19 protein-coding genes are annotated in these 21,683 nt (G+C 66.3%); 15 read left to right on the forward strand and 4 right to left on the reverse strand.

What is annotated here, in order from left to right:
* Positions 1 to 18: 18 nt before the first annotated feature.
* Complete coding sequence (locus tag H7J73_RS29460) at positions 19 to 813, reverse strand: hypothetical protein (protein ID WP_264071364.1); 795 nt, start codon at positions 811 to 813, stop codon at positions 19 to 21.
* A gap of 703 nt (positions 814 to 1,516) precedes the next feature.
* Between H7J73_RS29460 and H7J73_RS29465 the strand changes: the two genes are divergently transcribed.
* Genes H7J73_RS29465 through nhaA form a run of 5 tightly spaced genes read left to right on the forward strand, consistent with a single transcriptional unit; the run spans position 1,517 to position 8,050 of the window.
* Positions 1,517 to 2,407 (forward strand): hypothetical protein, encoded by an 891-nt coding sequence (locus H7J73_RS29465; RefSeq protein WP_264071666.1) that lies wholly within the window; start codon positions 1,517 to 1,519, stop codon positions 2,405 to 2,407.
* Positions 2,408 to 2,418: 11 nt separating this feature from the next.
* A complete protein-coding gene (locus tag H7J73_RS29470) occupies positions 2,419 to 3,072 on the forward strand; it encodes a TrmH family RNA methyltransferase (protein WP_264071667.1) in 654 nt (217 codons plus the stop codon).
* 16 nt (positions 3,073 to 3,088) lie between these two features.
* Positions 3,089 to 4,210, forward strand: coding sequence for a glycoside hydrolase family 76 protein (locus H7J73_RS29475; protein ID WP_264071365.1), 1,122 nt, complete (start codon positions 3,089 to 3,091; stop codon positions 4,208 to 4,210).
* A 4-nt stretch (positions 4,211 to 4,214) separates the two neighbouring features.
* Positions 4,215 to 6,188, forward strand: coding sequence for an acetoacetate--CoA ligase (locus H7J73_RS29480; protein ID WP_264071366.1), 1,974 nt, complete (start codon positions 4,215 to 4,217; stop codon positions 6,186 to 6,188).
* A gap of 53 nt (positions 6,189 to 6,241) precedes the next feature.
* Entirely contained in the window at positions 6,242 to 8,050 is a 1,809-nt protein-coding gene (gene nhaA, locus H7J73_RS29485; protein ID WP_264071668.1) for a Na+/H+ antiporter NhaA, read from the forward strand.
* Positions 8,051 to 8,087: 37 nt separating this feature from the next.
* Here nhaA and H7J73_RS29490 read toward each other — a convergent pair whose 3' ends face one another.
* Positions 8,088 to 9,059, reverse strand: coding sequence for a LysR family transcriptional regulator (locus H7J73_RS29490; protein ID WP_264071367.1), 972 nt, complete (start codon positions 9,057 to 9,059; stop codon positions 8,088 to 8,090).
* A gap of 23 nt (positions 9,060 to 9,082) precedes the next feature.
* On the opposite strand from H7J73_RS29490, the gene H7J73_RS29495 reads away from it, so the two are divergent.
* The 9 genes from H7J73_RS29495 to H7J73_RS29535 are packed head-to-tail and all read left to right on the forward strand — an operon-like array spanning position 9,083 to position 18,742.
* Positions 9,083 to 10,243 (forward strand): XdhC family protein, encoded by a 1,161-nt coding sequence (locus tag H7J73_RS29495; RefSeq protein ID WP_264071368.1) that lies wholly within the window; start codon positions 9,083 to 9,085, stop codon positions 10,241 to 10,243.
* Positions 10,244 to 10,301: 58 nt separating this feature from the next.
* A complete protein-coding gene (locus H7J73_RS29500) occupies positions 10,302 to 11,198 on the forward strand; it encodes an FAD binding domain-containing protein (RefSeq protein WP_264071369.1) in 897 nt (298 codons plus the stop codon).
* Positions 11,199 to 11,206: 8 nt separating this feature from the next.
* Positions 11,207 to 11,752: a (2Fe-2S)-binding protein gene (locus H7J73_RS29505; protein WP_264071370.1), complete on the forward strand. Its 546-nt coding sequence runs from the start codon at positions 11,207 to 11,209 to the stop codon at positions 11,750 to 11,752.
* Positions 11,749 to 14,148: an aerobic carbon-monoxide dehydrogenase large subunit gene (locus H7J73_RS29510; RefSeq protein WP_264071371.1), complete on the forward strand. Its 2,400-nt coding sequence runs from the start codon at positions 11,749 to 11,751 to the stop codon at positions 14,146 to 14,148. Before H7J73_RS29505 ends, H7J73_RS29510 begins: the two co-directional genes overlap by 4 nt.
* A 25-nt stretch (positions 14,149 to 14,173) precedes the next feature.
* The gene (locus H7J73_RS29515; protein ID WP_264071372.1) at positions 14,174 to 15,046 is read left to right on the forward strand and encodes an XdhC family protein; all 873 of its coding nucleotides are present in this window, start codon (positions 14,174 to 14,176) and stop codon (positions 15,044 to 15,046) included.
* Entirely contained in the window at positions 15,043 to 15,921 is an 879-nt protein-coding gene (locus H7J73_RS29520; RefSeq protein WP_264071373.1) for an AAA family ATPase, read from the forward strand. Before H7J73_RS29515 ends, H7J73_RS29520 begins: the two co-directional genes overlap by 4 nt.
* Before the next feature lie 34 nt (positions 15,922 to 15,955).
* Entirely contained in the window at positions 15,956 to 16,630 is a 675-nt protein-coding gene (locus tag H7J73_RS29525; RefSeq protein WP_264071374.1) for an SRPBCC family protein, read from the forward strand.
* The gene (locus tag H7J73_RS29530) at positions 16,627 to 17,826 is read left to right on the forward strand and encodes a vWA domain-containing protein (protein WP_264071375.1); all 1,200 of its coding nucleotides are present in this window, start codon (positions 16,627 to 16,629) and stop codon (positions 17,824 to 17,826) included. Before H7J73_RS29525 ends, H7J73_RS29530 begins: the two co-directional genes overlap by 4 nt.
* Before the next feature lie 10 nt (positions 17,827 to 17,836).
* The gene (locus tag H7J73_RS29535; protein ID WP_264071376.1) at positions 17,837 to 18,742 is read left to right on the forward strand and encodes an LLM class F420-dependent oxidoreductase; all 906 of its coding nucleotides are present in this window, start codon (positions 17,837 to 17,839) and stop codon (positions 18,740 to 18,742) included.
* 10 nt (positions 18,743 to 18,752) lie between these two features.
* Here H7J73_RS29535 and H7J73_RS29540 read toward each other — a convergent pair whose 3' ends face one another.
* Positions 18,753 to 19,445: a VTT domain-containing protein gene (locus tag H7J73_RS29540; protein ID WP_264071377.1), complete on the reverse strand. Its 693-nt coding sequence runs from the start codon at positions 19,443 to 19,445 to the stop codon at positions 18,753 to 18,755.
* Positions 19,446 to 19,569: 124 nt separating this feature from the next.
* Here H7J73_RS29540 and fbaA point away from each other — a divergent pair, with 124 nt between their 5' ends.
* Positions 19,570 to 20,607, forward strand: a complete 1,038-nt coding sequence (gene fbaA / locus H7J73_RS29545; RefSeq protein ID WP_264071378.1) for a class II fructose-bisphosphate aldolase — start codon at positions 19,570 to 19,572, stop codon at positions 20,605 to 20,607.
* A 196-nt stretch (positions 20,608 to 20,803) separates the two neighbouring features.
* On the opposite strand, the gene H7J73_RS29550 is transcribed toward fbaA, so the two are convergent.
* Positions 20,804 to 21,622: an Rv0361 family membrane protein gene (locus H7J73_RS29550; RefSeq protein ID WP_264071379.1), complete on the reverse strand. Its 819-nt coding sequence runs from the start codon at positions 21,620 to 21,622 to the stop codon at positions 20,804 to 20,806.
* Positions 21,623 to 21,683: the final 61 nt, after the last annotated feature.

Below are 21,683 nucleotides of genomic sequence, written 5' to 3' on the forward strand. Positions count from 1 at the left end.
CCATGCGGCGCGCCGTAATTATGCCAGCTCGCCCAGGGCTCCAACTGCCGCCGGTCCAGCAACTCTGCCCCGACCCCGGTTGAAGGAGTGTGCGCCGGCGTCGCCGGAGGTCATCCTTGCCAGCGCTCGCGATTCGGCCAGCATCTTCGAAACCTGTTCTGGCTCTGCGAATTTGGTGAATGTCCGGCGATCCCACCACATCATCCGGGTCTCGTACCGCTCATCCGGGTAGGGCGTCGGCGTAATGTGTTCCGCCACTACGCCTCCCGATGAGCGCCAGCGGCCAAGCACGTGAGCTCCTGCAGTGGCCATGCAGAACTGGATGTCCATCAGGGCCATCGCGTGCGAAGCGGAGCGGGCCAGCACCCGGGTGAGTGAACGGTTGCGCTCCCGATCATCGGTCACCCATGCGGTTTTCATCTCGACGACGCCGAATGGCACCCGGTCGTCGATCATCTTGCGCACGGCGGGCAGGCCCGGCTGCCCGGCCCATTCGACGACGGCATGAGAATCATCGGCAGACGTCAATGGTCCTTTCGCCCGCAAACCCGCCAGGACACGCCCCCGCGCGTCGATCGCGGCGAAGAAGAGAATCGTGTCTTCTCCGCTTGCCAACCGGTCGGTGTCGAGTGCATCTTGCACCCCGTACTTTTGGTAGCTGCGAACGGCGCCTGCGATATATTCATCCCACAGTTCCGGCTCCGTCCACGGCTGCGCGAGAACAAGCGTGCACTCCGATTCGGCATCCCACCAGCTGGGGTTGCTGGTCAGATCGAGGGTGTGTTCGCGCGCGTATGCTAGAGGAGCATTCAAGGTCGTTCCTATCCGTCGTTGTGCCTTCGAACTGTGCTGCAGGCCGATCAGTGTGATCGGCCTGGGTTTGCGTGCCCCCCGCATGTGCTAATAAGCACTTCCAATTATCTCGCGAATCGCGCCGCGAGCAGCAGCGTTCGGCCTGATCACGCCCGCTTTTATAAGTAGTCCCTGATAGGAATCGCGGAAGGACCTGTGAACGTTATGTGGCATCGGTCACTGCGGCGTGTCGCGGGCACTGACACGACTATGGTGCAGCAATCTCTCGGGTCGTAAAAATTATTTGCGAGAGCGTCGATACCGGCGAACGAGGCGTGGCTATTTGACATCGCAGATAAATGCAGACTTCGGAGTTGGCCACACCATCGCGGCTCCGGCGGGCGTCCGCACCGGAGCTGTGTGCGCCAGTTCTTCGCCAGCGCCGCCATTGTCCCGCGGGCGGGCGCTCACGTGCACCGGCTATCGCAATTCCCCAGTCTCGCCGGCGTGCGGACGTCTTTGCTGATTCCGCTGGTACGCGCTCGTCCGCGGTAGTCGTACGCCCCGTTGTCTGTTCGCGAAATCGCGGTGTTGGCGAAGTTGCCCTTCGGTAGTGCCGTCCTGCCGCAAATTCCGCGCGACGTACAGTGCACCAACGGAGTTCGTCAATCGGACTCATGACGAAGCGGGAGTCGGGGTGCGCGCCGAACGAGTTCTGACCGTGCTGCGGCGCGCCGTCTCGCTCACCACGGTGCTCGCCCTCACCGTGGTCGGCTGCGCCGGCCGCGACGCCCCACCTGACCCGTTCAGCGCGAAAACCGCCAAGCTCGGTGAGTCGATGGCGCTGCTGGGCTGGAACATCTCGGTGGCCAATCTGCGTTTCGACGCCGACCACGTCCTGATCGACGTGGATGCGGCGCCGGCGGATCCGTCCGCGCCGCGGGCGAAACCCGAAGACCTCCGATTCGGTCTGTACGGGGCGTTGGCACACCCGATCGAGGCCACCGGCGTCGGCAGTTGTGATCAGGTGCCGGCCGCCGATATCGCGCCGCTGCAGGCACCGTCGCCAGATCGGCTGACCGGCACCGTCTGCGTCGGGCCGATTAGGGATCAGTCGCAGGTTCGCGGTGTCTATGCGTACTCGCCACGCGACCGGATCCCCTCGACTGCGGTCGCCTATGCCGCGGCCTATCCGGTCGGGGTGCCGCCGACGAACGTCAACGACACGGGACTGGTGGTCAGTACGACGAGCCTGGACGCTTGGCGGGCCGACGGCGCCCAGTTGAGCGCCGTTTCGCTCGGGGACCCGGCGGCCTTCAGTGGCAACGGCTACATGCTGCTCGGCCTGCGGGCAGACGCCGTGGTGTCGGAATACCGTGACGACTCCGCTCGGCGCGGCGGTCCATTGATGCTGGTGGTGGCGCCGACGCTGCCACCGCCCGGGCTCAATCCCGCCTGCCAGGCTTACGGCGCCTCGGTGCTCGTGCTGCCCGATGCCTCGCTGAATTCGGTCCATGTCGACGCGTCGTTGTGCACACAGGGCGAGATCAACGCGGCCCTGCTGTACGCCACGCTGTCGGTCGTCGGGACCCACGCCGCAGTGTGGACGAAGTGACCGAATCCGACCTGACGCTTCCCGGTCCGACCGAATGGGGGGCGTCCAACGGGGTGGGGCCGTGGGCAACCGAACACGACGGTCCGGTGCCTGATGACCCACGGTATGACCCCGAGCTGTTGCGTGACGGGGATACCCGCAACGTCGTCGACGCCTACCGCTACTGGACCAGGACGGCGATCATCGCCGATATCGACCAACGCCGCCACGCGCTGCACATCGCCATCGAGAACTTCGGTAACGACGCCAACATCGGCGGCGTGGTGCGCACCGCGAACGCGTTCGCCGTCGACACCGTGCACATCGTGGGCCGGCGCCGCTGGAACCGGCGCGGCGCGATGGTGACCGACCGTTACCAGCGGCTTCATCATCACCAGACTTCGGCCGAACTGATGTCCTTTGCCGCGGCGGCGGGGCTGACGGTCGTCGCTGTCGACAATGTGCCCGGTTCGGTGCGGCTCGAGGAAACGCCGCTGCCCCGGCAGGCTCTGCTGGTCTTCGGCCAGGAGGGGCCCGGGATCAGCGAGGAGACCAAGGCCGGCGCCGAACTGGTGGTGTCCATCGCGCAGTTCGGATCGACCCGCAGCATCAACGCGTCGGTCGCGGCGGGGATTGCGATGCACAGCTGGATCAGGCAATGGGGTGACCTCAACCACGCCTGGTAGGGCAGGATGTGACGACATGGATCAGGTATGGGGCAACCGTGCGGCCTCTGCTGAGGCCGCTGTCGCTGCACGGCATCTCAAGAAGCTGTGGGGGTTGCCGGGTACGCAACTCGGTGTCGTGGCCTGGCCGCCGACCAAGCGCGACAAGCGATTCCTGACCTGGCACTACTGGTGGCAGGCGCATCTGCTGGACTGCCTGGTCGACGCTCAGGTGCGGGACCCGCAGCCCGCCCGGCTCGCCAGCATCACCCGACAGATCCGCGGGCACCGATTGCGCAACATCGGATCCTGGGTCAACGACTACTACGACGACATGGCGTGGCTGGCGTTGGCGATCGAACGGGCCGGTCGTCTCGCCGGCGTGGACAGGCCGGGTGCCTGCAAGAAGCTCGCCGAGCAGTTCGTGAAAGCGTGGGTGCCCGAGGACGGCGGTGGCATCCCGTGGCGCAAACAGGACCAGTTCTTCAACGCCCCCGCCAACGGCCCGGCCGGAATCTTCCTGAGTCGCTATGAGGACCGGCTGCGGCGGGCCCAGCAGATGGCCGACTGGATCGACGAGACGCTGATCGATCCCGAAACCCACCTGGTGTTCGACGGCATCAAGGCCGGGTCACTGGTGCGCGCGCAGTACACCTACTGCCAGGGAGTGGTGGTCGGACTCGAGACCGAGCTGGCCGCCCGCACCGACGATGAACGGCACGCGAAGCGGGTGCATCGACTGGTCGCGGCGATCAGCGCGGAGATGGCGCCCGACGGCGTGCTCAAGGGCACCGGCGGTGGCGACGGTGGTCTGTTCGGTGGTGTCACCGCCAGGTATCTCGCGCTGGTCGCGACCACCCTGCCCGGTGACACGGCCGAGGACATCGCCGCCCGCGATACAGCACGGACCATCGTCGTGAAGTCGGCGGAATCGGCCTGGGAGTACCGCCAGACCGTCGACGGTCTTCCGCTGTTCGGTTCGTTCTGGGATCGGGCCGCTGTCCTGCCCACCGCAGCCGGCAAGGAGGCGGAGTTCGTCGAGGGCGCAGTGAACGCCTCCGAGGTACCGGAACGCGATATGTCCGTCCAGCTCTCGGGCTGGATGTTGATGGAGGCTGCACACGCAGTGCAACCCGCTGCGTTGGAGAATGAAGACTAAGCCGATGACAGAACCGTGTGAGCCCGGCTCCTGGACACCTGACATCCAGACCGTCGCGCACGCCAATATCACCCGGTTCATGGACTGGCTGCGCGACGAAGGCCGTGGCGACTACGCCGATTACACCGAGCTGTGGGAGGCCTCGGTCAGCGATATCGGCTGGTTCTGGGAGTCGATCTGGCAGTTCTTCGACGTACAGGCCACCACCCCTGCCGCCACACCGCTCGGAAAGCGGCAAATGCCGGGCGCGCAATGGTTTCCGGGCGCAACGCTGAACTACGTAGATCAGATCTTCCGGCATGCCAGCGCCGATCGGCCCGCGTTGGTGGCCGCCGGTGAAGACGGCGCCACCGAGTGGCCGTGGCAACGGCTGCGCGCCGAGACCGCGGCCTTCGCCGCCTACCTGCGCAACGTGGGAGTGCAGCCGGGCGACCGGGTGGTCGGCTATCTGCCGAATATCGGTGAGGCGGTGGTGGCCTTCCTCGGCGCTGCCGCGGTCGGCGCCACCTGGGCGGTCTGTAACCCTGACCTCGCGGTCGACGGCGTCGTCTCCCGGCTCGCGCAGCTGGAGCCGACCGTGCTGGTGGCGGCCGACGGATCGGTGTACGGCGGCAAGCGCCGTGACAAGCGCCCTGAGCTCGCCGAGATTCGTGCCCAGTTGCCGACGCTGAAGGCCACCGTGCTCGTGCCGCGTATCGGTCTCGAGGTCGCCGATGCGACCTCGTGGGCCCACGCTATTGGCATCGGAGTCGCGCCGAGCGCCGAATTATCGACCACTCCAGTACCTTTCGATCATCCGCTGTGGGTGCTGTTCTCCTCCGGCACCACCGGCGCTCCCAAGGGCATCGTGCACGGGCACGGCGGGGTCCTGCTCGAACATCTCAAATACCTCGGTCTGCATGTCGATCTGAAACCTGAGGACCGGTTCCTATGGCAATCCACCACCAGTTGGATGATGTGGAATTTCCTGGTGGGTGGTCTTCTGGTGGGCGCGACGATCGTGTTGTACGACGGCAGCCCCACTTATCCGCAGACCGACAGCCTCTGGAAGGTGGCTGCCGATCACAGGGTCACCGTGCTGGGTGCGGGCGCCGGGTACTTCCTGGCCTGCGCCAAGGAGGAGCTGCACCCGGGGATCCCAGCGAAGGGCGGGCACTCTCTGGAGGCGCTGCGCGCGGTCGGCTCCACCGGCTCGCCGCTGCCCGCCTTGGGGTTCCAATGGATCCAGGAGGGGGTCGGCCGCCCGATTCCTGTCCAATCCTGCAGTGGCGGAACCGATGTCGTCACCGCGTTCGTCGGCGGCTGTCCCATCGTCCCGGTGGTCTCAGGGGAGCTGTCGTGCCTGTCGCTGGGTGCGGCCATCGAGTCGCGCACCGAGGACGGTCGCGATGTCATCGGTGCAGCCGGTGAGTTGGTGCTGACCGAACCGATGCCGTCGATGCCGGTGTTCTTTTGGAACGATCCCGACGGAACCCGTTACCGCGAAGCATATTTCGATAAGTATCCCGGTGTCTGGTGCCACGGCGACTGGATCACCATCACCGATCGCGGCTCTGTCGTCGTGCACGGCCGCAGTGACGCCACCCTGAACCGCGGCGGAGTGCGAATGGGCAGCGTCGAGATCTACAACGCGGTCGAACGGATGCCCGACGTGCAGGACTGCCTCGTCGTCGGCGTCGAACAGCCCGATGGTGGTTACTGGATGCCGCTTTTCGTCGCGCTGGCCGACGGCGGTACCGACGTCGACGACGCTCTCAAGGACCGGATCGTCGCCGCGATCCGCACCCACGCGTCACCGCGGCACGTGCCTGACGCAATCATCGCGGTACCGGGTATTCCGCGGACGATGACGGGTAAGCGCCTGGAGGTACCGATCAAGCGCATCCTGCTCGGTGCGGAACCCAGTGCCGTCGTGTCGTCGAGTGCGGTCGACCGTCCCGAGCTACTCGCCGAGTTCAGCGAGTACAGCCGGACGTGACCACGCCGGAGGGCGACCAGACGAGCTCCGGTGACGGCCCCGGTCTGAGTCGGCTGCTGCCGAGCCGGTTCGGCAGCGACCCCACTGCGCCGCGCGGCGGCGAGAACAGGGCCGCGGCGTTGCTGTTGCTGGCCACCCTGGCTGCGATCGTCTGGGCCAACTCGCCCTGGGCGCACAGCTATCCGGCGTTCTGGGGAACCGAGGTCGGTCTGCGTGTAGGTGATTTTCACGCCGAGCTCACCGTCCAGCGCCTCACCAACGACGGACTGATGGCGTTCTTCTTCTTCGCCGTCGGACTAGAGGTGAAGAGCCAATTCACCATCGGCGAGCTCACCGATCGGGCCCGCGCCGCGGTCCCTGTGGTGGCCGCCATCGCGGGGCTGATGCTCCCGGCTGTCATCTTCCTCTTCTTCAATCCCTCAGGGCAGGATGCCAAGGCCTGGGGAGTCGTCATCTCCACCGACACGGCGTTTTTGATCGGTGCGTTGGCGGTGATAGCGCCGAAATATCCGGCCCGACTGCGGACCTTTCTGCTGACGCTGGCCGTGGTCGACGATGTCGGTGCACTGCTGGTGATCGCGCTGTTCTACTCCGATCACCTCCGGGCGCTGCCGCTGGTGGCTGCCGCGCTGCTGATCGGAGTGCTCACGGTCGTACGGCTGTTGCCTGTCGGGCGTGGGGCGGCGTATTCGGTACTCGCGCTTGCATTATGGCTCGCGCTGTCGATCGGTGGAGTGCACCCTACACTCGCGGGGGTGGCCGTGGCGCTGCTGATCCCGGTATTCACCCCGGAGCGGCAACGGGTCGAGGAAGCCGTCGGGCTGATCCGGGCCTTCCGCCAGTCGCCGAACTCCGAGTACGCCCGCGCCGCCACCCGCAGCCTGCGCGACTCGATCTCGATCAACGAGAGGTTGCAGACGGCATTCGAGCCGTATATCTCGTACCTGGTGCTGCCGGTATTCGCCCTTGCCAACGCCGGTGTCCATCTGGACCGCGAAACATTGTCCGGGGCAGTGCGTTCACCGCTGACGTGGGGGATCATCGCGGGTCTCGTCGTCGGCAAGCTGGTCGGTATCACCGGGGCAACGGCGATCGTTCGGGCGACGGGAGTCGGACGGCTGGCTCCCGGGCTGACGTTGCGTCGCATCGCGGGCGGCGCCGCCCTGTCCGGTATCGGGTTCACGATCGCGCTGTTCATCGTCGAGATCGCCATCTCCGATCCGGTGAAGCAGGACGAGGCGCGCGTCGGCGTGCTGGTCGCCTCGGTCGCATCATTTGCCCTGGGCTGGGCAGTGTTCCGGATCACCGACGCGCTGAGTCCACCTGTTGCCGTCGGTGCCACATTGCTCCGTCCGGTCGATCCCGCGCGTGACCACTTCCGCGGGAACCCGGAGGCCCCGCTCACGCTGGTCGAATACGGCGACTACGAGTGCCCGTTCTGCAGTCGAGCCACCGGGTCGATCGACGAGGTACGGGCGCACTTCGGCGACGAACTGCGGTACGTGTGGCGACATTTGCCACTGGAGCGGGTCCACCCGCACGCGATGGACGCCGCGCGGGCCGCGGAAGCCGCAGGCCTGCAAGGCAAGTACTTCGAGATGGGCATCGAGCTGTTCGCGCACCAGGATTATCTGCAGTGGCAGCACATCTATCGTTACGCCGACGGAATCGGCTGCGATATCAAACAATTCGACGACGATCTACATTCGCCGAAAGTGCTGCACCGGGTCGAGGACGACGCCCAGGACGCCGAGTTGATGGACCTGAACTCCACGCCGACGTTCTTCGTCAACGGTAAGCGGCATAAAGGTCCGTGGGATGCGGCCAGCCTGATCCGGGCTTTGGCGGAGGAGCGGGGTTAGCGCTACCGCGCCATTTCTCCTCCTCGCTTGCCTCCGATCAACTCCAGAGCGTCACATGGACTTTCGGCTTGAAGCGGGTGACGCCGACACCGGTGCCACGGATCATGGCCTGCGTGCAGCGCGGAGTGGTGATAAAGCGGACCAGTTCGGAGACCGCGGGTTGGCGTGATCCGGGCGGGAGGGTGAAGGCGACCCATTCGCCTTCGGCCTGCAGGCCGGCACCCTTGATGTGGGCCAGTCGTTTCGCCGAAAGATCCTTACCGACCGCGAAACCCATCGTCAGCGTCAGGCCACCCACCCGCTGCACCTCCTCCAATGCCGCGGCGTCACTCTGGAAGATGCGCTGCTGCTCTTCGGGGATCGCGAGTTTCTTGAGCATCACCCCGATTTCACCGTCGACACTGCCCGCGGACGGCCCCAGCATCCACATCTGCTCGCGGAGCAGGGCCGCAGTCGGCGGACCCGCAGCCATGGCGAGCGGGCTGTCCGGCGCGGCCACCGTGATGATCTGGTATTTCAGGAACGGGCGTGCGGCGATGGCGTCGGTCCCGTCGGACGGGACGGCACTGGCTGGTCCGAGTGCCACGTCGACCGCTCTGGATTCGATGAGATAGCGAAACTGACTGGCCGGGTGCACGCTCAGCTCCACCGACAGGTCATCGGCGCGCGACGAGAACAGCTCGATCAGACCGGGTGCGGCGTGCTCGGCGAATGCGCTCGACGCCGCGATCCGCAGCAGACGCCTGCCGTGCGCGGCCTCGGTCACCTCGATCGCCGTCTGGCGCTGCAAGCCGAGGATCTCGATGGCCCGGCTGGCCAATCGCAGGCCGCCGGGAGTGAACGCCAGCCCGGCCGCGGTCCTGGTGAACAGTTGGTCGTCGAGTTCCTTGCGCAACTGGGTGACATGCAGGGAGACACCGGCGTCGGACATCCCGAGTTCTGCTGCCGCGGAGTGCACCGAGCCCAGCCGCACCACCGCGGAGTACGCGCGAAGTTGTGCCGGTGTCACGAAATGAGCCTACGTTTGATGGCGTGAGGGATGTGCTCGGCGATCTGATGGCGGTGTGGCGTGCCGGTGGCACTGTCGGTGTCGGGACCGTCGTGCGCACCTATTCGTCGGCGCCGCGACTGCCCGGCGCGTCGATGGTCGTCAGCCCGGACGGCACCGTCAGCGGCTCGGTCTCCGGCGGCTGCGTCGAGGGCGCGGTGTACGAGCTGGCCACCCAGGTAGCCGCGGACGGGCAACCTCGGCTGCAGCGCTACGGCGTCAGCGACGATGAGGCCTTCGCCGTCGGCCTCACCTGCGGGGGCACCATCGACATCTTCGTCGAGCCGGTGTCGCAGAGCACCTTTCCCGAACTCGGGGCGCTCGCCGATGACATTGTGAACCATCGGCCCGCGGCCGTCGCGACAGTGATCGCCCATCAGGACCCGGCCTGGGTGGGCCGGCGCTTGGTGGTCCGGGGCGACGAGGTGGCCGGGGGATTGGGGTCGCCGCGCGCCGACTCGGCCGTGACCGACGACGCCCGCGGCCTGCTGGCGGCGGGCCGCAGCGAGGTGCTGACCTACGGGCCGGACGGCCAGCGGCGCGGTCTCGGCATGGAGGTTTTCGTCGCTAGCTACGCGCCGCGGCCCCGCATGCTGGTGTTCGGGGCGATCGACTTCGCGGCGGCTGTGGCGCAGCAGGGCTCGTTCCTGCACTACCGGGTCACGGTGTGCGATGCGCGTCCGGTCTTCGCCACATCGGCGCGGTTCCCGACTGCGGACGAGGTGGTGGTCGAGTGGCCACACCGCTACCTGGCGGCGCAAGCCGAGGCCGGCACGATCGACGCGCACACCGTGATCTGCGTGTTGACCCACGACCCGAAATTCGACGTGCCGCTCCTCGAAGTCGCGCTGCGACTGCCCGAGGTCGCCTATATCGGCGCGATGGGTTCGCGCCGGACGCACGAGGACCGCATGGTCCGGCTGCGGGAGGCTGGGCTGTCCGACGCGGAACTGGAGCGTCTGTCGAGCCCAATCGGGCTGGACCTCGGGGGCCGGACCCCGGAGGAGACGGCCGTGTCGATCGCGGCCGAAATCATCGCCCGCAGATGGGGCGGCGGGGGTCGGCCACTGGCCGAGGTGCTCGGCCGCATCCATCATCACCAGCATCAACATAGTCAGTTAAGTGATTCCTTAACCGGCTATTGACGGTTCAGTACGACCGGCCAACACTGGGGCTTCCTTCCATGGATGTGAGGCCAGTCACATGCAAGTTCCCGGCCCCTTCGAGTACGAACGCGCGACCAGCGTGGAGCACGCCGTTGGTCTTCTCGACCGCCTCGGCGACGGCGCCCTGATCGTTGCGGGCGGTCACAGCCTGCTACCGATGATGAAACTGCGGATCGCCAATCCGGAGTACCTGGTTGATATCAACGACCTCGCCGGCGAACTCGGCTACATCGTTAGCGACCCGACCTTGGTCAAGCTCGGCGCGATGACCAGGCACCGCGAGGTTCTCGAGTCCGCCCCGTTGGCAGCAGTGCTGCCGATCTTCCGCGACGCGGAGAAGGTGATCGCCGACCCGGTGGTGCGCAACCGCGGCACCGTCGGTGGCTCCCTGTGCCAGGCCGACCCAGCGGAGGACCTCACGACAGTGTGCATGGTGCTCGATGCCGTCTGCGTCGCCCGCGGCCCCGGCGGCCAGCGGGAGATCCCGATCGACGATTTCCACGAAGGCCCCTACGAGACGTCGCTGGCGCACAACGAGATGCTGATCGAAGTGCGGATTCCCATCCGGCTCAACATGTCCAGCGCGTACGCGAAAGTGGAACGCCGGGTGGGGGATTGGGCCGTGGCCGCGGCAGGTGCCGCCGTCACCCTTGATCAGGACCAGACGGGGATCGTCGCAGGCCGGGTGGGACTGACCGCGGTCAACCCCGACGGCGACGGGCTGCGCGCACTGGCCGATGCCCTGACGGGCAAGCCCGCCACGGAGGCCACCTTCGCCGAGGCGGGCCGGGCCGCAGCGGAAGCCTGCGAGCCGGTGTCCGATATGCGCGGCAGCGCGGACTACAAACGTCACCTCGCGTCCGAACTGACCATCCGGACGCTGCGCACATCGGTCGAACGGGTGCGCAATACGCCCGCGCCCCAAGGAAATTAGGAGCTTCGATGCAGGTCACTATGACGGTGAACGGCGAATCGGTCAGCGCCGATGTGGAGCCGCGACTGCTGCTCGTGCACTTCCTGCGCGACCAGCTGCGGCTGACCGGAACGCACTGGGGCTGCGACACGTCCAACTGCGGAACGTGTGTGGTGAGCGTCGACGGCGAACCGGTGAAGTCGTGCACGATGCTGGCGGCGATGGCATCCGGGCATGACGTCAGGACGGTCGAAGGCCTGGAAGTTGACGGCAAGCTGGACCCGGTGCAGGAAGGGTTCATGCAGTGCCACGGCCTGCAGTGCGGCTTCTGCACCCCAGGCATGTTGATCACCGCCCGCGCGCTGCTGGATCGCATTCCCGATCCCGACGAGGACACCATCCGTGAGGCCATCTCCGGGCAGATCTGCCGGTGCACCGGCTATACGACGATCGTGCGATCCATTCAGTGGGCCGCCAAGCAGGGCCGGGAGGACTTCGCGCCGAACACGCAGTCCGACGAGACCCTCGGCGGCGACGCCGGCGACCACCTCATCGAAGCCGGGAGCGGCGCATGACCACCACCGAGGTTCGGCCCCCGTCCGAGAACGACCGGGCCGACAACGACAAGAAGCCGTGCGGCTACGGCCGGATGATGCGCAAGGAGGACCCCCGATTCATCCGCGGAAAAGGCAACTACGTCGACGACATCAATCTGCACGGCATGCTGCACCTGGCGATCCTGCGTTCGCCGTACGCGCACGCCAAGATCGCCGGCATCGATGTGTCTGCGGCCCTTGCCCATCCGAAGGTGAAGGCCGTAGTGACCGGGGCCGATCTGGCGGAAAAGGGTCTGGCCTGGATGCCGACGCTGTCCAACGACGTACAGGCCGTGCTGGCCACCGACAAAGTCCGCTTCCAGGGCCAGGAGGTGGCGTTCGTCGTCGCCGAAGACCGCTACTCCGCACGTGACGCGCTGGAACTGATCGATGTGGACTACGAGCCACTCGAGCCCGTTGTCGACGTCCGACGCGCCCTGGCACCCGACGCCGAGATCATCCGGACCGACCTCGACGGCAAAACCGACAACCACTGTTTCGACTGGGAAACCGGTGATGCAGCCGCCACCGACGCGGTGTTCGCCCGGGCCGACGTGGTGGTGACCCAGGAGATCGTCTACCCGCGAGTGCACCCCGCGCCGATGGAAACCTGCGGTGCGGTAGCCGATCTCGATCCGATCAGCGGCAAGCTCACCCTGTGGTCGACCACCCAGGCGCCGCACGCCCACCGGACGCTGTATGCGTTGGTGGCCGGCATCCCCGAACACAAGATCCGCGTCATCTCACCGGATATCGGCGGCGGGTTCGGCAACAAGGTGCCCATTTACCCGGGCTATGTGTGCGCGATCGTCGGCTCGCTGATCCTGGGTAAGCCGGTGAAGTGGATGGAGGACCGTAGCGAGAACCTGACGTCGACCGGTTTCGCCCGCGACTACATCATGGTCGGCGATATCGCCGCGACCAAGGACGGCAAGATCCTCGCGATCCGCTCCACTGTGCTGGCCGATCACGGTGCCTTCAACGGGGTGGCCTCACCGCTGAAATACCCGGCCGGTTTCTTCGGGGTGTTCACCGGCAGTTACGACATCGAGGCCGCGTACTGCCACATGACCGCGGTGTTCACCAACAAGGCACCGGGCGGGGTGGCCTATGCCTGCTCCTTCCGGATCACCGAAGCGGTGTACTTCGTGGAACGGCTGGTCGACTGCCTGGCCCACGAGTTGAAGATCGACCCCGCCGAGCTGCGGCTGCGAAACCTGCTGAAACCGGAGCAGTTTCCGTACCAGTCCAGGACCGGTTGGCAGTACGACTCGGGCGACTATGAGACCACCATGCGCCTGGCCATGGACATGATCGGCTACGACGAGTTGCGCCGTGAGCAGGCCGAGAAACGCGAACGCGGCGAACTGATGGGCATCGGCATGTCGTTCTTCACCGAAGCCGTCGGCGCGGGCCCGCGCAAAGACATGGACATCCTGGGGCTCGGCATGGCCGACGGGTGCGAGCTGAGGGTGCATCCGACGGGCAAGGCCGTGGTGCGGTTGTCGGTGCAGACCCAGGGACAGGGGCACGAGACGACGTTCGCGCAGATCATCGCCGAAGAGCTCGGTATCCCACCGGACGATATCGACGTGGTGCACGGCGACACCGATCAGACCCCATTCGGGCTCGGCACCTACGGCAGCCGCTCCACCCCGGTCTCGGGTGCGGCGGCCGCCTTGGTGGCTCGCAAGGTTCGTGACAAGGCGAAGATCATCGCCTCGGGGATGCTCGAGGTCAGCGTGGCCGACCTCGACTGGGACAAGGGCTCCTTTCATGTCAAAGGCGACCCCACCGCCGCGGTCACGATTCAGGACATCGCCATGAAAGCCCATGGGGCAGGCGATCTTCCGGAGGGCCTGGAAGGCGGGCTGGACGCCCAGATCTGTTACAACCCGGAGAATCTCACCTATCCCTACGGGGCGTACTTCTGCGTGGTCGATATCGACCCCGGCACCGCGGTGGTCACAGTGCGCAGGTTCCTGGCGGTTGACGACTGCGGCACCCGGATCAACCCGATGATCATCGAAGGCCAGGTCCACGGCGGCATCGTCGACGGTATTGGGATGGCATTGATGGAGATGATCGCCTTCGACGACGACGGCAACTGCCTGGGTGGATCGTTGATGGACTACCTGATCCCGACCGCCATGGAGGTTCCGCACCTGGAGACCGGGCACACGGTGACTCCGTCACCGCATCATCCGATCGGAGCCAAAGGAGTCGGCGAATCCGCCACCGTGGGCTCGCCGCCGGCGGTGGTGAACGCCGTGGTGGATGCGTTGGCGCCGTTCGGTGTTCGACATGCCGATATGCCGCTGACGCCGTCGAGGGTCTGGGAGGCGATGCAGGGCCGCGCCACCCCGCCGATCTAGGCCGCCGACTCTCATGAGATCGGATATGACCATCGACGAACGTGCGGCCCAGCTGCGCCGAGCCCGCACACCGTTCGTGCATGCCACCGTCGTACGGGCCCAGCAGCCCACGTCGGCGCACGCTGGTGACGAGGCAATCATGTTGCCCGACGGCACTATCGAAGGTTTCGTCGGCGGCCAGTGTGCGCAGAACTCGGTGCGCAAGGCGGCCCTCGGTGCACTGCAGACCAATCAGAGCCTGCTACTTCGGGTGCTTCCTGACGGCGATGTCGTCTTCCCGGAGGCGCCGGGCGCCTGTGTGGTGGTCAACCCGTGCCTGTCCGGTGGTGCGCTGGAGATCTTCCTGGTGCCGCAGGTGCCGGCACCGCTGGTGCGGATCCACGGTGCGACGCCGATCGCCGACGCGTTGGTGCGGATGTGCGGTGCGCTCGGCTATGACGTCAACGGTGACGAAGCCGGTGTCGGGCTGGTCGAGACCACCGCTGTGGTGATCGCGAGCCACGGTGGACCGGAAGGCGAGCTGATCCGTGCGGCTCTCGACGCCGGCATCGGCTATATCGGGTTGGTGGCCAGCAGGATTCGCGGGGCATCGGTCCTGGATGAGCTGGGCTTGACCGCTGAGGAGCGGGCCCGGGTACACACCCCGGTCGGTCTGCCGATCGGTGCGAAGACACCCGCCGAGATCGCCGTGTCGGTGGTGGCCGAGGTGATCGCGGCGATCCGCGTCGACGGACTGGCGGTACCCGTGCGGGCTGGCGCGACAACGGAGCAGGCGATCGATCCGATCTGCGGGATGAGCGTGGTGATGGGGCCGACGGCGGAGCACCTGCGGGTGGCCGGCAATGACTACTGGTTCTGCGGGCCTGGCTGCCGGACTGCGTTCGTCGCGAGCGCATGACGACCGCCCTCTTTGCCGATATCGACGACGTCATCCGTCGCTTCGACGCCCATGACCATCTGCTCGACCAGGGCACCGCGGCTGCTTTCTACCTGGCCGCCTCGCTCGGCCGCCCGCTGTTACTGGAGGGCGAACCCGGCGTCGGTAAGACCACGGCGGCGAAAACTCTTGCTGCCGTCTTCGATTCTCCGCTGATCAGGTTGCAGTGTTACGAGGGCTTGACCGCGGCGGAGGCGCTGTACGACTGGAACTATCAACGACAACTGCTGGCCATCCGGCTCGCCGAAGCGCGTGGCACCGGCATCGAGGAAGCTGACCTCTATACCGACGCCTACCTGGTGGACCGGCCGATTCTGCAGTGCGTCCGATACCGTGGGCCACGGCCGCCGGTGCTGCTGATCGACGAAATCGACCGTGCCGATGACGAATTCGAGGCCCTGCTGTTGGAGTTCCTCGGTGAAGCCAGTGTCACCGTTCCTGAACTGGGCACCTTCGTCGCAGAAACGCCACCCATCACGGTGCTCACCTCCAACCGCAGCCGTGACTTGCATGACGCGTTGCGCCGACGCTGTCTCTACCATTGGATCGATTACCCGGCCCCCGCGCGTGCCGCAGAGATCGTCCGGCGCACCGTAGCCGGGGCCGACACCGCACTCGTCGAACACGCGAGCCAATTCGTCTCCACCGCACGCAATCTCGACCTGGATAAGCCACCAGGCGTTGCCGAGACCATCGACTGGGTCGCAGCGCTGGTCGCGCTGCGGGTGACCGACCTGGTATCCGAGAAGTCCCTGCAGAGTCTGGGTGCGCTGGCCAAAACTCCCGATGACTACACCGTGATCGTCGAGGCGTTCATGGAGTACAGCTCGCCGTGACGGCGGGACCGCGTACAGGAAAGGTATATCGACTATGAAGATCGCCAACGAGTTCACCGTCACCGCACCGATCGGCCGGGCGTGGGAGCTTTTCAACGACCTGGAACAGGTCATCCCGCTGATGCCGGGCGCGACGATGACCGGACACGAGGGCGACGACACCCTCGGCAAGGTAAAGATCAAGGTGGGCCCGGTCACCAGTGAGTTCAATGGCAAGGTGCATTTCGTCGAACGAGACGCCGAGCGGTATCGGGCCGTCATCGACGCCAAAGGCAAGGAGTCGCGCGGTACCGGCAACGCGGCGGCCACTGTCACCGCCACTCTCCACGATGCCGGTGACCGTACCCGCGTCACCGTCGACACCGACCTGAAAGTGGTCGGTAAGTTGGCCCAGTTCGGAAGTGGCATGCTGCAGCAGGTTTCGGAAAAGCTCCTTGGCCAGTTCGTCGAATCGCTGGAAGCCAAACTGGCCGCGGAGAACGCCCCGCCGCCGGCTGAGCCGGAGCAGCTGACGGCGGCCCCGGCTGAGCCCGTCCGCCCTGTGCTTGCGCCGCCGCAACCAGAAGCGGCCCCGATCGACCTGTTGGAGCTCGCTGGTGGCGGCGTTCTCACGAAGTATCTGCCGGCGGTGCTCGCCGCAGTCGTGGCGGCCGCCGTCATCTTCACGCTGGGGCGGCGAAGCGGTAGGACAGCGCGCGAATCGCGATGACTGCGCCGCTGCTGCTGCGCGGTGTCGACCGGGCGGCTTTCGCGGTGGCCCTGGTGGCGCGGCTACGCGGCGGCGGAGTCGTGGTATCACCCAGCGGCCCGGCGTGTTTCGTAGCGGCATTGGAGGAACTGGCGCCGACGGCGAGGTCCGACCTGTACTGGGCGGCGCGGTTGACCCTGGTGAATCGGGTAGAGGATCTGCGGGCCTTCGACGCGGTTTTCGATGCGGTGTTCTCCAACGCCGTGACGGGGATGGATCCGGTCAGTCTGAGCGCGAGTCAGAGCGCGGCAGCCGCATCGGTGCCCGGTGTCGCCGGCGCAGCGCAGCCGGCGCTCGACGGCGGCGGCCTGCCTTGGGTGACCCGGCCGGCGTCGATCGTCGCGACGGAATTCTCCGGCATCACCGATACCGATGTGACTATCCCGGAGGTGTTACCCAGCCGGTTGGCCGCGCGGGCTGACGATGCTTTCGAGACGTTCGACGACGAGGATCTGCGGCGCATCGGCACCTGGCTGGAACAGGCCACCACCCGCTGGCCCCGGCGCCGCACGCTGCGGCGCGAGCGCGGCAGGCGCGGCACCAGAATCGATCTGCGGCAGACGATGCGGGTGTCGCGCACCACCGGTTGGGAGGCGGTGCAGCTGGTGCGGACCCGCCGCAGACGACGCCCGCGACGGATGGTGTTCCTCTGCGACGTCAGCAGATCCATGCAGCCCTATGCGACGGTGTACCTGCACTTGATGCGGGCCGCCGTGTTGCGTGGGGCCACCGTCCGGCCGGAGGTCTTCGCCTTCTCGACATCGCTGACCCGGCTGACCTCGGTGCTGTCGCACCGGTCCGCCGACCTTGCATTGGCCCGCGCCAACGCCAAGGTGGGCGATCGGTACAGCGGCACCCGGCTGGGGCACTGCGTGGCCGAACTGCTGACGGCGCCGCACGGAAATGCGTTGCGGGGTGCGATCGTCGTCATCGCTTCCGACGGTTGGGATTCCGACCCGCCGGACGTTCTCGGTCATGCGATGGCACGGCTGCGGCGCCGGGCCTATCGCGTGGTGTGGCTCAATCCGCGCGCCGCCGCACCCGACTACCGCCCGCTGGCCGGGTCGATGGCGGCGGCGCTGCCGTACTGCGATGCGCTGTTGCCCGCCCATTCGCTGAACAGCTTGCGTGAGATGCTCCTCGGGCTGGGCGCATAGCATCGCTGTCGTGACCACCCACGAGCATGCCCGCATCGACTTTCCCTCCCGCATCGGTGTGTGGTGGGCCAGCGAAACCTGGTCCATCATCGACGCGCAGGAAGTGGCCCGCGAGATCGAGGACCTTGGTTTCGGGTCGCTGTTCATCCCCGAGGTGACCGGCAAGGAAGTGCTGACCCAGTCGGCGGCATTCTTGTCCGCCACCGAGCGGCTGGTGATCGGTACCGGCATCGCCAATATCCACATCCGGCTGCCCTCGGCTGCCGAGACCGGTGCCCGCACGCTGACCGCGCTGCATCCGGGCCGCTTCGTACTGGGCCTTGGCGTCAGTCATGCGCCCCTGGTCGAACTGGGTATGGGCGGCACATACTCGAAGCCGCTGGCGACGATGCGCGACTATCTGGCGAAGATGGCCGCGGTCCCCGAGGTGATCGAACCCGGGGTGGGCCGCCCGACCCGGCTGCTGGCCGCTCTCGGCCCGAAGATGATCGAGTTGTCCGGCAGTGCTGCCGACGGTGCCCATCCCTATCTGGTGCTACCCGAGCAGACCCGCGTCACCCGCGAGATCCTGGGCGAGGGTAAGTGGGTCGTGTCCGAGCAAGCGGTCGCGGTCGGCGGCAGCGCCGAGGACCAACTGGCCTGGGCGCACTCGCATCTCGAGGTCTACAGCGGCCTGCCGAACTACCGCAATTCGTGGCTGCGCCAGGGCTTCGAAGAGGAAACCGATCTGGTGCGCGGCGGTTCCGACACGTTGGCCCGCGCGCTGGTCGGAATGGGGACGGTGGAAGAGGCGGCAGCCAAAGTGACGGCACATCTCGACGCCGGCGCCGACCACGTCGTGCTGCAGGTGCTCGGTGACAACCCGGTGGTCGATCCGCGGCCCGCGCTGCGGGAGTTGGCGAAGGTGCTGTTCTGAGCCGGTTCAGCTAGGTCCGGCCGGCCGTCGGCTCCCCTTCGGCCTGGCCGGCGGCCTTGGTCGCCTTGCGCCGTTTGTACCACTCGATGAACAGCGGGATGACCGAGATCAGCGCGATCAGGATGAAGATCGGTTCCAGAAGTTTTTGGATGAACTCGAACTGTCCGAGGCCGTACCCGAGCAACACCAGCCCGACGCCCCACAAGACGGCGCCGATGACGTTGAACAGAGTGAAGATCCCGTACGTCATCTTCGCGGCGCCGGCGGTAATGGGTGCCAGGGTCCGCACGATCGGGACGAACCGGGCCAGCACGATGGCGAACGGGCCGCGTTGCTCGAAGAACGCGTGCGCCTCGTGGAGATAGCGCTCCTTGAGGAAGCGCGCATCCGGTTTGAACATCGTGGTGCCGATGCTGCGGCCGATGAAGTACCCGACCTGGCCGCCGAGGATGGCGGCGATGGGGATGAACACCAGCAGCTGCCACAGTTGGAAGTTGACCTGGTCGCCGTGGGGCAGTGAGGCCGTTCCGGCGGCAAGCATGCCGGCGACGAACAGCAGGGTGTCGCCGGGCAGGACGGGGAAGAGCACCCCGGACTCGATGAAGATGACTACCAGCAGGCCGACCAGCGCCCAGGTGCCGAAGTATCCGACGAGTGTCAGCGGGTCCAAGAAGCTGGGCATGGCCGTGACAGTGGTGGTCATGACGCCCAAACATACCGGCGGTAGGCAAAGAGCCAGCGCAGGGCCGATCGTCATGCGGTCTGCCAGCGGTGCGGAGTTCCTGAGATAATGCCGGAGACACGCAGCTGAGCCGAGAGGAATTCCTATGCCCATCGCCACGCCCGAGGTCTACGCCGAGATGCTGGGCCGTGCCAAGGAGCACTCCTTCGCATTCCCGGCGGTCAACTGCGTCGGCTCGGAGAGTATCAACGCGGCCATCAAGGGATTCGCGGATGCAGGCAGCGACGGCATCATCCAGTTCTCCACCGGTGGCGCCGAGTTCGGGTCGGGTCTGGGTGTGAAGGACATGGTCACCGGCGCGGTTGCGCTGGCCGAGTTCGCCCACGTGATCGCGGCCAAGTACCCCATCACCGTCGCCCTGCACACCGACCACTGCCCCAAAGACAAGCTGGACACCTACGTGCGGCCGTTATTGGCGATCTCGGGTGAGCGTGTCGCCGCGGGAAAGGATCCGTTGTTCCAGTCGCACATGTGGGACGGCTCGGCTGTGCCGATCGACGAGAACCTTTCCATCGCCCAGGAACTGCTGAAGATCGCCGCCGCGGCGAAGATCATCCTGGAGATCGAGATCGGCGTGGTCGGCGGCGAGGAGGACGGCGTCGAGGCCGAGATCAACGAGAAGCTCTACACCAGCAACGAGGATTTCGAGAAGACCATCGCGGCGCTCGGCGCGGGTGAGCACGGCAAGTACCTGTTGGCGGCGACGTTCGGCAACGTGCACGGTGTCTACAAGCCCGGCAACGTCGTCCTCAAGCCTGAGGTGCTGGCCGAAGGCCAGAAGGTCGCGTCGGCCAAGCTGGGCCTGCCCGAGGGGGCCAAGCCCTTCGACTTCGTGTTCCATGGCGGTTCGGGCTCGCTGAAGTCCGAAATCGAGGATTCGCTGAAGTACGGCGTGGTCAAGATGAATGTCGACACGGACATGCAGTACGCGTTCAGCCGTCAGATCGCCGGACACTTCTTCACCAATTACGACGGGGTGTTGAAGGTCGACGGCGAGGTCGGCAACAAGAAGGCTTACGACCCGCGCAGCTATCTGAAGAAGGCCGAGGCGGGGATGACCGAACGGGTTATCGAGGCGTGCAATGACCTGCACAGCGCAGGCCGGAGTGTGTCAGCGGGCTAGAGAGTGTGGTTTCGGCGTGCTCATGACCGCTCAGCGGTCGGCAGCACGCCGAAACCACAAACTAGCGAGCGGCCTTGTGACGGTGGAAGAGGCGGAATCCGAGCCAGCGAACGTCGATCAGCATGACTATGAAGTTATCGGCGCAATATAAGGCGGCTGGGAGTAGCTAGTAATGCTTCGCTAAGAACTTCGCAGGTCAGTTACCGGGAGCCTGGCAGATCTTCCACTGTTCATCGCGGAAGAGCAGGTCGAAGCTGCGGGTCGAGCGGGTGGCGGGATCGAAGGCCATGAAGGTCGTCACATTGGCCTCGGCGTGTTCACCGTTGACGATCACCTGGTCGACGCTGGCCACCACCGGGTACTGTTTGGCCGCTGCCACCCTGGCGTGGATGTCGGTCCACTGCGCGGCGTTGTAGTTGTTGTAGCTGGCGGCGGTCTCCCCGCAGGTGATGCTGCGCAGGGCGGCCAGGTCACCCTTCTGGATCGCGGTGTCGAAGCCCTGGATGGTCTCGCGCACCCGATCCTCTTGCGACGCGCCGGGCGTGCTGTGTCGGGTCAGGAGCACCGTGACGAGCACGGCGACGGCAACCAAGGCGGCGATGACCAGCAGGACCGCCACCACCCACCCCCAGCTGCGTCGTTTGGTGGGCAGTTTGGGGGCATCGGCGCGGGGCGGAATCGCCTGTGGTGCAGCACCTTTGGTGCCGACGCCGGAATCGGTGAACAGGCTGGGCTCGGTCGCGTCCGCGGAGACGTTGAAGATCTCGGTCGCCGGTTCAGGGGCGCGGTCGATGATCTGGGTGGAGCCGGCATCCATGCCCGACGGCGCGGTGAACCGGCGCTCTCCGGGGGTGACGCTCGGGTCGGACGGAGTCTCCTCGCCGGCGGCGAAGACTTCGGTAGGCGGATCGGCGTGGACATCGGTGACCTCAGTGACCTCGTCGGCGTTCTCGCCGTCGACATCGGCCGGCCGCCCTGATGAGTCGTCCCGGTCGGGTCCTGATGGATTCGACATCGGTACTGCTGTCCTCCCCGTATCGACGTGCGAAGAAATGCGATCGTGCGCTCTCGAGACT

It is taken from the genome of Mycolicibacterium komossense, from assembly GCF_025822605.1.
Taxonomy (GTDB): Bacteria; Actinomycetota; Actinomycetes; order Mycobacteriales; family Mycobacteriaceae; genus Mycobacterium; species Mycobacterium komossense.

Coding starts and splice junctions, on each gene's coding strand:
- H7J73_RS29475 (WP_264071365.1), top strand. CDS start 3,089: ATGGATCAGGTATGGGGCAACCGTGCGGCCTCTGCTGAGGCCGCTGTC.
- H7J73_RS29480 (WP_264071366.1), top strand. CDS start 4,215: ATGACAGAACCGTGTGAGCCCGGCTCCTGGACACCTGACATCCAGACC.
- H7J73_RS29500 (WP_264071369.1), top strand. CDS start 10,302: ATGCAAGTTCCCGGCCCCTTCGAGTACGAACGCGCGACCAGCGTGGAG.
- H7J73_RS29505 (WP_264071370.1), top strand. CDS start 11,207: ATGCAGGTCACTATGACGGTGAACGGCGAATCGGTCAGCGCCGATGTG.
- H7J73_RS29510 (WP_264071371.1), top strand. CDS start 11,749: ATGACCACCACCGAGGTTCGGCCCCCGTCCGAGAACGACCGGGCCGAC.
- H7J73_RS29515 (WP_264071372.1), top strand. CDS start 14,174: ATGACCATCGACGAACGTGCGGCCCAGCTGCGCCGAGCCCGCACACCG.
- H7J73_RS29520 (WP_264071373.1), top strand. CDS start 15,043: ATGACGACCGCCCTCTTTGCCGATATCGACGACGTCATCCGTCGCTTC.
- H7J73_RS29525 (WP_264071374.1), top strand. CDS start 15,956: ATGAAGATCGCCAACGAGTTCACCGTCACCGCACCGATCGGCCGGGCG.
- H7J73_RS29530 (WP_264071375.1), top strand. CDS start 16,627: ATGACTGCGCCGCTGCTGCTGCGCGGTGTCGACCGGGCGGCTTTCGCG.
- H7J73_RS29540 (WP_264071377.1), bottom strand. CDS start 19,445: ATGACCACCACTGTCACGGCCATGCCCAGCTTCTTGGACCCGCTGACA.
- fbaA (WP_264071378.1), top strand. CDS start 19,570: ATGCCCATCGCCACGCCCGAGGTCTACGCCGAGATGCTGGGCCGTGCC.
- H7J73_RS29550 (WP_264071379.1), bottom strand. CDS start 21,622: ATGTCGAATCCATCAGGACCCGACCGGGACGACTCATCAGGGCGGCCG.